The 12,673-nt window shown below is 51.3% G+C and carries 5 protein-coding genes, 2 tRNA genes and 3 rRNA genes; all 10 read left to right on the plus strand.

Annotated elements, in window-relative coordinates:
• The 10 genes from ftsH (at window position 1) to LKE23_RS08910 (ending at window position 12,657) form a co-directional block, all read left to right on the plus strand.
• Window positions 1-2,178 (plus strand): ATP-dependent zinc metalloprotease FtsH, encoded by a 2,178-nt coding sequence (gene ftsH / locus LKE23_RS08865; protein ID WP_291976983.1) that lies wholly within the window; start codon window positions 1-3, stop codon window positions 2,176-2,178.
• Window positions 2,179-2,249: 71 nt separating this feature from the next.
• Window positions 2,250-3,209 carry an Hsp33 family molecular chaperone HslO gene (hslO, locus tag LKE23_RS08870; protein ID WP_291976984.1) on the plus strand — a complete coding sequence of 320 codons (960 nt, stop codon included), beginning with the start codon at window positions 2,250-2,252 and terminating at the stop codon, window positions 3,207-3,209.
• A gap of 107 nt (window positions 3,210-3,316) precedes the next feature.
• Window positions 3,317-4,330, plus strand: a complete 1,014-nt coding sequence (dusB, locus tag LKE23_RS08875; protein ID WP_291976985.1) for a tRNA dihydrouridine synthase DusB — start codon at window positions 3,317-3,319, stop codon at window positions 4,328-4,330.
• A gap of 15 nt (window positions 4,331-4,345) precedes the next feature.
• Window positions 4,346-5,848 carry a lysine--tRNA ligase gene (gene lysS / locus LKE23_RS08880; RefSeq protein WP_291976986.1) on the plus strand — a complete coding sequence of 501 codons (1,503 nt, stop codon included), beginning with the start codon at window positions 4,346-4,348 and terminating at the stop codon, window positions 5,846-5,848.
• Window positions 5,849-6,405: 557 nt separating this feature from the next.
• Window positions 6,406-7,981 (plus strand): 16S ribosomal RNA (locus tag LKE23_RS08885).
• Window positions 7,982-8,192: 211 nt separating this feature from the next.
• Window positions 8,193-11,115: ribosomal RNA gene (locus LKE23_RS08890) — 23S ribosomal RNA — on the plus strand.
• 75 nt (window positions 11,116-11,190) lie between these two features.
• Window positions 11,191-11,307, plus strand: a 5S ribosomal RNA gene (gene rrf, locus LKE23_RS08895).
• Together the 16S, 23S and 5S rRNA genes with 2 tRNA genes alongside form the textbook arrangement of a ribosomal RNA operon.
• Window positions 11,308-11,312: 5 nt before the next feature.
• Window positions 11,313-11,385, plus strand: a tRNA-Asn gene (locus tag LKE23_RS08900).
• A gap of 44 nt (window positions 11,386-11,429) precedes the next feature.
• A tRNA-Thr gene (locus LKE23_RS08905) sits at window positions 11,430-11,502 on the plus strand.
• Window positions 11,503-12,246: 744 nt separating this feature from the next.
• On the plus strand, window positions 12,247-12,657 hold the full coding sequence (locus LKE23_RS08910; RefSeq protein WP_291976987.1) for a hypothetical protein: 411 nt from the start codon (window positions 12,247-12,249) through the stop codon (window positions 12,655-12,657).
• Window positions 12,658-12,673: the final 16 nt, after the last annotated feature.

Here is a 12,673-nt window from a genome sequence, read left to right on the forward strand (position 1 = left end):
ATGAACAACAATCGTAGGAACAATAATTTCACTCATAACGTTCTCTTCTACGCCGTGATGTTCTTGTGCATTATGGGAATTGCCTACTTCTTCCTCGGTGGTAACCAATCCAACGGGCAGTCCAAGACGGTTTCTCAAACCGAGTTCATCTCCGAACTGAAGAGCAACAAGATTAAGAGTGTCCAGCTACAACCAAACGGTGGGGTTTACCACGTCACGGGGACTTACCGGAAGCCGCAGACCAATAATGACTCCACGAGTGGCTTTGCACTTGCAACGCAACGCGACAGCAAGGTTTCACAATTCGAAAGCTCCGTGCTGGAGAGCGATGTCACGGTCAACCAGCTGCAAAAGTATGCTGACCGTCACAACGTCAAGATCAGCACCCACGCCGAAGAGTCCAACAGTGTTTGGATGAACCTGCTGCTGACGGTTCTGCCACTGGTCATCATGATTTTCTTCTTCTACATGATGATGGGCCAAGCCGGCCAGGGTGGCGGTGGCCGGGGCGTCATGAGCTTTGGCAAGACCAAGGTTAAGCCCGCAGATCCGAAGAAGAATAAGGTTCGCTTCTCCGACGTTGCCGGTGAAGAAGAAGAAAAGCAGGAATTGGTTGAAGTTGTTGAATTTTTGAAGAATCCAAAGAAATTCACGCGCTTAGGTGCCAAGATCCCATCTGGGGTTCTCCTGGAGGGGCCTCCGGGTACTGGTAAGACCCTGCTTGCCCGGGCCGTTGCCGGTGAATCTGGTGTTCCATTCTTCTCCATTTCTGGTTCTGACTTCGTTGAAATGTTCGTCGGTGTTGGTGCCAGCCGTGTTCGGGACCTGTTTGATCAGGCCAAGAAGGCGGCTCCATCGATCATCTTCATTGATGAAATTGATGCCATTGGTCGTCGCCGTGGTAACGGCATGAGCGGTGGTAACGATGAGCGTGAACAGACCTTGAACCAGTTGCTGGTTGAAATGGACGGTTTCCAGGGTGACGAAGGGGTCATCGTGATGGCCGCTACCAACCGGTCCGACGTTCTGGACCCAGCCCTGCTGCGGCCAGGTCGTTTCGACCGGAAGATCCTGGTCGGCCGACCGGACGTCAAGGGTCGTGAAGCCATTCTGCGGGTTCACGCCAAGAACAAGCCGATCGCTCCAGACGTTGACCTCAAGGAAATTGCCAAGCAGACCCCTGGATTCGTGGGTGCCGACCTGGCTAACCTCCTGAACGAAGCGGCCCTGCTTGCTGCTCGGCGCAACAAGAACGAAATTGACGCTTCCGACATGGACGAGGCCGAGGATCGGGTCATTGCCGGTCCAGCTAAGCACGACCGGGTTGAATCCGCTGAAGAGCGGAAGACGGTTGCCTACCACGAGGCCGGTCACACAATCGTTGGGCTGGTCCTAAACGACGCCCGGGTTGTCCACAAGGTAACGATTGTGCCGCGTGGTCGTGCCGGCGGTTATGCCATCATGCTGCCGCGGGAAGACCAGATGCTGATGTCGAAGAAGAATGCCAAGGAACAGATCGCCGGTTTGATGGGTGGTCGGGCTGCCGAAGAATTAATCTTCAAGTCCCAGTCCTCTGGTGCTTCGAACGACTTTGAACAGGCAACTCAGATTGCCCGGGCAATGGTTACCCAGTACGGGATGAGCGACAAGATTGGACCGGTCGAGCTGCAAAGCTCCGGCCAGGTCTTCACTGGCCAAGGCTATGACCAGTCAACGTACTCACAAAAGACGGCTGCCCTGGTGGACGAAGAAATTCGTCGGATCCTGAGTGAAGGACATGAAGAAGCCCTCCACATCATTGAGACACACCGTGAGCAGCACAAGGCAATTGCCGAAGCCCTGCTGAAGTACGAGACCCTGAATGAAAAGGAAATTCTCAGCCTGTACCGGACCGGGAAGATGCCTGAAAAGACTCAGGCAGCAGCAAACGAGGCGGCATACGCCAAGACCTTTGAAGAGTCCAAGCGGGCACTGGAACGCAAGGAAGATGAGAAGCGGGAGAACAAGTCTGACGATACTTCTGTCACTGCTCAGCTGGCCGCCAGTGAACAGCCGACCCAGCCATCAACGCCTGCCCAGTCCACGCAGCCAAGCGCAGCGGATGGGGCAAGCAGTCATGAGGGTCAGGATCAGCCGGAAAGTCATGATGACACGAACGATTCTGATCACGATGAATAGCAAAAATGCTAAAATAGGAGCATGACCATCAGCGTCGCTCCTATTTTTTATTTGGAAGAAGGAGGAAAATTATGAAAACAACTGATTATTTGGTAAAGAGCATCACCAAGGACGGCAAGTTCCGGGCCTACGCGGTCAACGCCACCCAGCTGGTTGAGCGTGCCCACGAGATTCATGACACCTGGAGTACCGCCTCCGCTGCGCTCGGGCGGTCACTGATTGGAACCTTGCTGTTAGCCAGCGCGGGCCTTGAGGGCGACAGCGTGATGAAGGTGCAGATCCAAGGAAACGGGCCGGTTGGCTACATCGTGGTCGACGGGAACGCACACGGCACGGTGAAGGGTTACATGGGCAATCCGCACGTCAACCTGCCGGCCAATGCCAAGGGCAAGCTCGACGTGGCCGGCGCGGTCGGCAAGCAGGGGACCCTGTCCGTAACCAAGATGGCGCCGGGCAACAAGACACCGTACACCGGTGAGGTCAACCTGGTTTCCGGTGAGCTCGGCGACGACTTTACCTACTACCTAGCCCAGTCTGAACAGATTCCGTCCGCGGTGGGCCTGTCCGTCTTCGTTGACACCGACGACAGCATCGAGGTTGCCGGTGGCTTCATGATTCAGGTCCTGCCAGGGGCATCGGACGAGGCAATCAGCAAGCTGGAAAAGACCTTGAAGGATCTGCCACTGGTTTCGGAAATGCTTCGCGATGGCGACACGCCGGAGGACATCTTGAAGAAGATTTTTGGCGACGACCTGAAGATCCTCGACCAGATGCCAGTCCGCTACGAGTGTGACTGCTCCAAGCAGCGGTTTGCCCACGCCCTGGAGAGCATCTCCACCAAGGACCTCAAGAAGCTGATTGACGAGGACCACCACGCCGAAACGGTTTGCCGTTTCTGTGGGAAGAAGTACGAATTCAGCGAGGAAGAACTGCAGCTGCTTTACGACAAGAAGGTTGCCGATGCCGAGGCCGACAAGGAAATCGCCGATCAGAAGGACGAAGGCGACCAAAAGCCGGCGGATCAAAAGTAGCTGCTTGGTCTGAGTGCCGGTGGTGTGCTATGATAGTTGGGTTATCGGACATTAAGATTTGGGAACTGGAAGGCCAACTCAGCTCCCGAGAATAATGAGGTGAAAGAATGAAGTGGAAGATCGGAAACGTTGAAATTCCGAATCAGGTCGTGGTCGCTCCCATGGCCGGGGTCACCAATTCAGCTTTTCGGGTGATCTGCAAGGAGTTTGGCGCGGGTTACGTGGTGTGCGAGATGATCTCCGACCGGGGAATCATGTACCATAACAAGCGCACCCTCAACATGATGAACGTGGACCCGAGTGAGCACCCAATGGGCATCCAAATTTTCGGCGGGACCAAGGAGACCCTTGTCCAGGCCGCCAAGTATGTGGACGAGCACACCGCGGCGGACGTGATTGACATCAACATGGGTTGTCCAGTCAACAAGGTGGTCAAGACCGACGCCGGTGCTCGCTGGCTCCTGGACCCGAACAAGGTTTATGAGATGGTTTCCTACGTGACGGACGCCGTCAAGAAGCCGGTGACCGTCAAGATGCGGACCGGCTGGGACGACAAGCACATTTACGCGGTCGAAAATGCCCTGGCGGCCGAGCGCGCTGGTGCGGCCGCAATCGCAATGCACGGTCGAACCAGAAAACAGATGTATACGGGACACGCCGATTGGAATATACTAAAAGAGGTCGCTGATCACCTGACGATCCCGTTCATGGCTAATGGTGACGTCCGGACGCCCGAGGATGCCAAGAAGATCCTTGACATGACCGGAGCCACCGCGGCAATGATTGGCCGGGCTGCCATGGGGAACCCGTGGATGCTAACCCGGACGGCGCATTACCTGGAGACCGGGGAACTGCTTCCCGAGGCGACGGCCGAGGAGAAGATCAAGATGGCCAAGGAGCACCTAAACCGGCTGATCGATCTGAAGGGCGAGTACGTCGGCGTGCGGGAATTCCGGGGACTGTCAACCTACTACCTGAAGGGAATTCCGCGTTCGGCACGGACCAAGGCGGCGCTGGTTGAGGCCGAGACCCGTGATCAGATGAATGAGATCTTTGATCGCTTTGCTGAGCAGACGGCAGAGCGGGAGATGAAGCGGGCTGCGCACAAGCAAGCTCAATAAGAGGAGGAAAAGTTAGTGTCACAAGAACTAGATCAGATGCGTGTTCGTCGTGAAAAGATGGAGGAGCTGGAACAGGCCGGGATTGAACCATTTGGCCGCCGCTTCAAGCGGGACCACCTGGCTGCCCAGCTGCACGATGAATTTGACAAGTACGACAAGGAAGAGTTAAACGATAAGGACGAAGTAGTAATCATCGCCGGTCGGATGACTCGGAAGCGGAGCAGCGGTAAGGCCGGCTTTGCTGATTTCGTTGACCGGAGCGGCAAGATTCAGGTTTACGCCCGGAAGGATATGGTGGGGGATGAACCATACCACATTTTCAAGCGGGCCGATATCGGTGACTTTCTGGGGATCGAAGGGGACGTCATCAAGACCAACTCCGGCGAGCTGACGGTGCGGGCCCACAAGATTACCTTCCTTGCCAAGGCACTGCGGCCACTGCCAAACAAGTGGGAAGGGGTTACGGATCCCGAGACCATTTACCGGCAGCGTTATCTGGACCTGATTTCCAATCCAGAGAGCTTCAAGCGGTTCCACCAGCGGACGGCAATCATCAAGGCCGTTCGGAAGTACATGGATGAAAATGGCTTTACCGAAGTTGAAACGCCAATCCTGAACACCCAGGCCGGTGGTGCCAACGCGCGGCCGTTCGTTACCCACCACAACGCCTTGGATATTGATATGTACCTGCGGATTGCCACGGAACTGTACCTGAAGCGGCTGATTGTCGGTGGCTTCGAGCGGGTTTACGAGCTGGGCCGGATTTTCCGGAACGAGGGGATGGACCCACAGCACAACCCAGAATTCACCACGATGGAAACCTACGCGGCCTACTGGGACTTCCATGACGTCATGGACGAGACGGAAGGAATCGTTAAGGCAGCGGCTAAGGTTGTTTCCAACGACGGCCACGTTAACTATCAGGGCAATGATATCGACCTGGCAAGTGACTTCAAGCGGGTAACGATGGTTGATGCCGTCAAGGAGAAGACCGGGATTGACTTCGGTGACGAGAACATGACCGACGACGATGCTAAGAAGCTGGCCGACGAGCACCACATTGAATACAAGTCCTTCTGGAAGAAGGGCCACATTCTGAGTGCCTTCTTTGACGAGTACGTCGAGGATACGCTGATTCAGCCAACCTTTGTTTACGAATTCCCAGTCGAGGTTTCCCCATTGGCTAAGCGGAACAAGGAGAACCCTGAGATGACGGACCGGTTCGAACTTTACGTGAATGGAAGCGAGCTGGCGAACGCCTTCAGTGAATTGAACGATCCAATTGACCAGAAGCACCGGTTTGAGATGCAGGCCGAGGAAAAGGCCAATGGTAACGATGAGGCCGAACCAGTGGACCTTGATTACGTCAAGGCGCTGGAATACGGGATGCCGCCGACGGGTGGTCTCGGCATCGGGATTGACCGCTTGGTAATGCTTCTGACCAATGCTAAGTCAATTCGTGACGTTATCCTCTTCCCAACGATGCGTCCGGAGAAGGAAAACAAGAACAAGAAGTAGTATTAGAAAATATCCAATCGTTTCGGCGATTGGGTATTTTTGTTTTAAAACTTTTTTAGTTGATGGCCTGAGAAATGGTCACGGATATTTTACTTTGTTGAGAGGATTTTTGTTTGCATATTGTGCCTCTTGTTTTGGGGAGCTATTTGATAACGTTCATGTTTTGGAAATTGATTTAAATAAAGTTTAAACGGCGTTGACAATTGCTGGAATTACCTGTATAGTAGTCATCGTTGTACGAAGCAACAGAACGTTGGCTTACTTTGATTGAAAAATATTGTTGACGAATTGTTGCTCGTATGATATATTATAAAAGTTGCTTGTCGCTAGCGACTTGAAGATGCGTTAAATTTCTTCTTGACTTTAGCTGTGACAATGTGATAAAATTTTGATTGCTGATTCTATTCAGTAATCGGTAGACCTTTGAAAACTGAACAAAGTTTCGACGAATCAAATGTGTAGGGTCTTCAATCACTTTGGTGATTTGAAGCAAAACATTTGCGAAGTCAATTCGCTTAATAACTTTTAATTTGAGAGCTATCTCAAATTCTTATATTTTATATGAGAGTTTGATCCTGGCTCAGGATGAACGCCGGCGGTGTGCCTAATACATGCAAGTCGAGCGCACTGGCCCAACTGATCTGACGTGCTTGCACTGAAGTGACGATGGATTACCAGTGAGCGGCGGACGGGTGAGTAACACGTGGGCAACCTGCCCTGAAGCGGGGGATAACATTTGGAAACAGGTGCTAATACCGCATAACAACGAAAACCACATGGTTTTCGTTTCAAAGATGGTTTCGGCTATCACTTCAGGATGGGCCCGCGGTGCATTAGCTTGTTGGTAGGGTAACGGCCTACCAAGGCAATGATGCATAGCCGAGTTGAGAGACTGATCGGCCACAATGGAACTGAGACACGGTCCATACTCCTACGGGAGGCAGCAGTAGGGAATCTTCCACAATGGGCGCAAGCCTGATGGAGCGACACCGCGTGAGTGAAGAAGGGTTTCGGCTCGTAAAGCTCTGTTGTTGAAGAAGAACGTGCGTGAGAGTAACTGTTCACGCAGTGACGGTATTCAACCAGAAAGTCACGGCTAACTACGTGCCAGCAGCCGCGGTAATACGTAGGTGGCAAGCGTTATCCGGATTTATTGGGCGTAAAGCGAGCGCAGGCGGTTGCTTAAGTCTGATGTGAAAGCCTTCGGCTTAACCGAAGAAGTGCATCGGAAACTGAGCGACTTGAGTGCAGAAGAGGACAGTGGAACTCCATGTGTAGCGGTGGAATGCGTAGATATATGGAAGAACACCAGTGGCGAAGGCGGCTGTCTGGTCTGCAACTGACGCTGAGGCTCGAAAGCATGGGTAGCGAACAGGATTAGATACCCTGGTAGTCCATGCCGTAAACGATGAGTGCTAGGTGTTGGAGGGTTTCCGCCCTTCAGTGCCGCAGCTAACGCATTAAGCACTCCGCCTGGGGAGTACGACCGCAAGGTTGAAACTCAAAGGAATTGACGGGGGCCCGCACAAGCGGTGGAGCATGTGGTTTAATTCGAAGCTACGCGAAGAACCTTACCAGGTCTTGACATCTTGCGCTAACCTAAGAGATTAGGCGTTCCCTTCGGGGACGCAATGACAGGTGGTGCATGGTCGTCGTCAGCTCGTGTCGTGAGATGTTGGGTTAAGTCCCGCAACGAGCGCAACCCTTGTTACTAGTTGCCAGCATTCAGTTGGGCACTCTAGTGAGACTGCCGGTGACAAACCGGAGGAAGGTGGGGACGACGTCAGATCATCATGCCCCTTATGACCTGGGCTACACACGTGCTACAATGGTCGGTACAACGAGTCGCTAACCCGCGAGGGCAAGCTAATCTCTTAAAGCCGATCTCAGTTCGGACTGTAGGCTGCAACTCGCCTACACGAAGTCGGAATCGCTAGTAATCGCGGATCAGCATGCCGCGGTGAATACGTTCCCGGGCCTTGTACACACCGCCCGTCACACCATGGAAGTTTGTAACGCCCAAAGTCGGTGGCCTAACCATTTTGGAGGGAGCCGCCTAAGGCGGGATAGATGACTGGGGTGAAGTCGTAACAAGGTAGCCGTAGGAGAACCTGCGGCTGGATCACCTCCTTTCTAAGGAATAAAACGGAACCTACACATTAGTTGAAACTTTGTTTAGTTTTGAGGGGTTTACCCTCAGAGCTTGTACTTTGAAAACTAAATAATATCTATTTTCTTATTTATTAACTTAAAACAATAAACCGAGAACACCGCGTTATTTGAGTTTTATTAACGAAATAATCGCTAACTCAATTAATCAAGGTGATCACGTCGTGATCATCAAGGTTAAGTTATGAAGGGCGCATGGTGAATGCCTTGGTACTAGGAGCCGATGAAGGACGGGACAAACACCGATATGCTTCGGGGAGTGGTAAGTACACTTTGATCCGGAGATTTCCGAATGGGGAAACCCAAGCACCTTAGTCGGTGCTTGCTTGACCAGTGAATCTATAGCTGGCAAGCGGTAAACGCAGTGAACTGAAACATCTCAGTAGCTGCAGGAAGAAAAAGAAAATTCGATTCCCTGAGTAGCGGCGAGCGAAAGGGGAAGAGCCCAAACCAGTGAGCTTGCTCACTGGGGTTGTAGGACTGAACATTTGAGTTACCAAAGTGCGACGTAGTCGAAACAGTTGGGAAGCTGTGCCAGAGATGGTGAAAGCCCAGTAGACGAAACGTCACACCCTCAGTTCAGGATCCTGAGTACGGCGGGACACGTGAAACCCCGTCGGAAGCTGCGAGGACCATCTCGCAAGGCTAAATACTACCTAGTGACCGATAGTGAACCAGTACCGTGAGGGAAAGGTGAAAAGCACCCCGGAAGGGGAGTGAAATAGTTCCTGAAACCATGTGCCTACAAGCTGTCGGAGCCCGTTAATGGGTGACGGCGTGCCTCTTGCAGAATGAACCGGCGAGTTATGATTGCATGCAAGGTTAAGGTGGAAAAATCGGAGCCGCAGCGAAAGCGAGTCTTAAATGGGCGTATGAAGTATGTAGTTATAGACCCGAAACCAGGTGACCTACCCATGTCCAGGTTGAAGGTGCGGTAAAGCGCACTGGAGGACCGAACCCGTGTCAGTTGAAAATGGCTGGGATGAGGTGTGGGTAGCGGTGAAATTCCAAACGAACTTGGAGATAGCTGGTTCTCTCCGAAATCTCTTTAGGGGGAGCCTTGAGGTAAGAATCGTGGAGGTAGAGCTACTGTTTGGACAAGGGGCCCGTCATGGGTTACCAACTTCAGATAAACTCCGAATGCCATTGATTTATCCTCAGGAGTCAGACGATGAGTGATAAGATCCACCGTCGAAAGGGGAACAGCCCAGATCACCAGTTAAGGTCCCTAAATATATGCTAAGTGGAAAAGGATGTGGAGTTGCATAGACAACTAGGATGTTGGCTCAGAAGCAGCCATCATTTAAAGAGTGCGTAATAGCTCACTAGTCGAGTGATCCTGCGCCGAAAATGTACCGGGGCTAAGCATATTACCGAAACTGTGGATGTGCACTATGTGCACGTGGTAGGAGAGCGTTCTAAGGGCGGCGAAGTCAGACCGTGAGGACTGGTGGAGCGCTTAGAAGTGAGAATGCCGGTATGAGTAGCGAAAGACAGGTGAGAATCCTGTCCACCGAATGACTAAGGTTTCCTGGGGAAGGCTCGTCCTCCCAGGGTAAGTCGGGACCTAAGCCGAGGCCGAAAGGCGTAAGCGATGGATAACAGGTTGAGATTCCTGTACCAGTTAACTGCGTTTGAGCAATGGAGGGACGCAGGAGGCTAAGCGATCCGCACGATTGGAAGAGTGCGGTCAAGCAGTAAGTCAGGAGTTGAGTCAAATGCTTAACTTCGGGTTGACAAGCTGTGATGAGGAGTGAACTTTTAGTAACGAAGTCGCTGATGTCACACTGCCGAGAAAAGCTTCTAGCAAGTAGTTAACTGCCCGTACCGCAAACCGACACAGGTAGTCGAGGAGAGAATCCTAAGGTGAGCGAGAGAACTCTCGTTAAGGAACTCGGCAAAATGACCCCGTAACTTCGGAAGAAGGGGTGCTGGCCGCAAGGCCAGCCGCAGTGAATAGGCCCAGGCGACTGTTTATCAAAAACACAGGTTTCTGCAAAATCGTAAGATGAAGTATAGGGGCTGACGCCTGCCCGGTGCTGGAAGGTTAAAAGGAAGGGTTAGCTTCGGCGAAGCTCTGAATTGAAGCCCCAGTAAACGGCGGCCGTAACTATAACGGTCCTAAGGTAGCGAAATTCCTTGTCGGGTAAGTTCCGACCCGCACGAAAGGCGTAACGATCTGGGCACTGTCTCAACGAGAGACTCGGTGAAATTGAAATCCCTGTGAAGATGCAGGGTACCCGCGACAGGACGGAAAGACCCCATGGAGCTTTACTGTAGCTTGATATTGAGTGTTTGTACTGCTTGTACAGGATAGGTAGGAGCCGTAGAAAGCGGAACGCTAGTTTCGCTGGAGGCGTTGGTGGGATACTACCCTTGCATTATGACCACTCTAACCCGCAGCACTGAACGTGCTGGGAGACAGTGTCAGGTGGGCAGTTTGACTGGGGCGGTCGCCTCCCAAAAGGTAACGGAGGCGCCCAAAGGTTCGCTCAGAATGGTTGGAAATCATTCGCAGAGTGTAAAGGCACAAGCGAGCTTGACTGCGAGACAGACAGGTCGAGCAGGGACGAAAGTCGGGCTTAGTGATCCGGTGGTTCCGCATGGAAGGGCCATCGCTCAACGGATAAAAGCTACCCTGGGGATAACAGGCTTATCTCCCCCAAGAGTCCACATCGACGGGGAGGTTTGGCACCTCGATGTCGGCTCATCGCATCCTGGGGCTGTAGTCGGTCCCAAGGGTTGGGCTGTTCGCCCATTAAAGCGGTACGCGAGCTGGGTTCAGAACGTCGTGAGACAGTTCGGTCCCTATCCGTCGCGGGCGTAGGAAATTTGAGAGGACCTGTCCTTAGTACGAGAGGACCGGGATGGACATACCGCTGGTGTACCAGTTGTTCCGCCAGGAGCATTGCTGGGTAGCTATGTATGGACGAGATAAACGCTGAAAGCATCTAAGTGTGAAACTCGCCTCGAGATGAGATTTCCCATTCCCTTCGGGGAAGTAAGACCCCACAAAGATGATGTGGTAGATAGGATGGAAGTGGAAGTGCAGTGATGCATGGAGCGGACCATTACTAATCGGTCGAGGACTTAACCAAGGAGAGCGGTTAGGTTTATTGAAGAAATGGATATTGTTTAGTTTTGAGAGCATAAGCTCTCACCCGAGAGGGTAGTGTGGTGATGATGGCTTGAAGGATACACCTGTTCCCATGCCGAACACAGCAGTTAAGCTTCAACACGCCGAAAGTAGTTGGGGGATCGCTCCCTGCGAGGATAGGACGTTGCCACGCGTTATTCCGGCATAGCTCAGTTGGTAGAGCACCTGACTGTTAATCAGGTTGTCGTCAGTTCGAGTCTGACTGCCGGAGTTATTAAGGTGTTGACTGGGTTGAGTTAACACCTTTTCTTTTATGCCAACTTAGCTCAGTCGGTAGAGCATCTCCCTCGTAAAGAGAAGGTCGGAGGTTCGATTCCTCTAGTTGGCATTATTAAGCTTTATGAAGTTTGATAATCCTTGATATATCAGCATTTTGCGAAGGTATATCAAGGATTATTTTTGTTTATTTATGAATGTAATGCACACGCCTGTGCACACGGAAAAACTGTGTGCATGAGGTTGCATCGAGAAAAGGCTATACATACTGACCTGATGGGCTTTACGCCCATTTTTTTGTGTGCAAATTGCCATTTGAAATCCATAATAGCATTTTCGGCCCAATTTTGTGGGGGTTTAAATTTTAATCTGTTTTCTTGAATTAACTGTTAAAATACCGTATCATAATAAAAGAAAAGAGAGCAGTGAGCTGCAACCTCATTACTCTCAATCGTGAATGTTCTGGAAGACATTAGGGTGACTAACCATCATGGTTAGTCTTTTTTATTATCCGATACGCCTTGGCAAACTGAACAGCAGCTTTGGACAGTATCCAGATAGCCACAGCCGCTTGGACCGTGTCTGACCCTCCAGTCGTTCCTAGCTCTCGGCATGACTATCACCTCCGTGATTCTGGATTGTTTTGAGGGGTGACGCGTCATCCGAAGATTCACTAGGACGCTGATGCTAGGTAGCTAACCCGTTATCTTAGTCCTGGTTAAAAGTATATCATGACCACATACTTTATCCTAATGTGAAAAGTATGCGGTCTTTTTGTCCTGTCTTATTTGACCAGCAATCTTCTCCTTATTTTTGATATTCTCGAACTAATCTTATTAATAAGGAGCCGATTATTATGGTAGTTAATAGGGAAAAAGAAATGGAGAATGCCCAACAGTTGACATCACTGGGTAAACTCTTTTGGAACAATCATAATGAATTTTCGACTATCAAGGAAAATTATGAGTTGCAAACAACTAAGGTAGTCAAGTGCTTTGATCAACTGGTTAATGCGGTATTGGATGAGTTACAATTTTCGGTTCGGACAAATTCAATGATAAGCGATCAAGCTCCTAAAGCAATTCTACGTTTTAGCCAAAAATATGATAGTCAGCGGCGGCATCTGATGACCTGTTGGCCTAGCTGGGGCAAGACCTTTGAACTTTTTTACTTTTACGTTTTATCTGACAAAGAACCAGATTTGGTAGATTATAGAATGAAGTTAGCCACCCAGTTGGTGGTAAATAAAAAACGCCATTCGGCGTGACATCAGGTATCATATT

This window comes from Limosilactobacillus sp., from assembly GCF_022482365.1.
In the GTDB taxonomy this organism is placed as follows: domain Bacteria; phylum Bacillota; class Bacilli; order Lactobacillales; family Lactobacillaceae; genus Limosilactobacillus.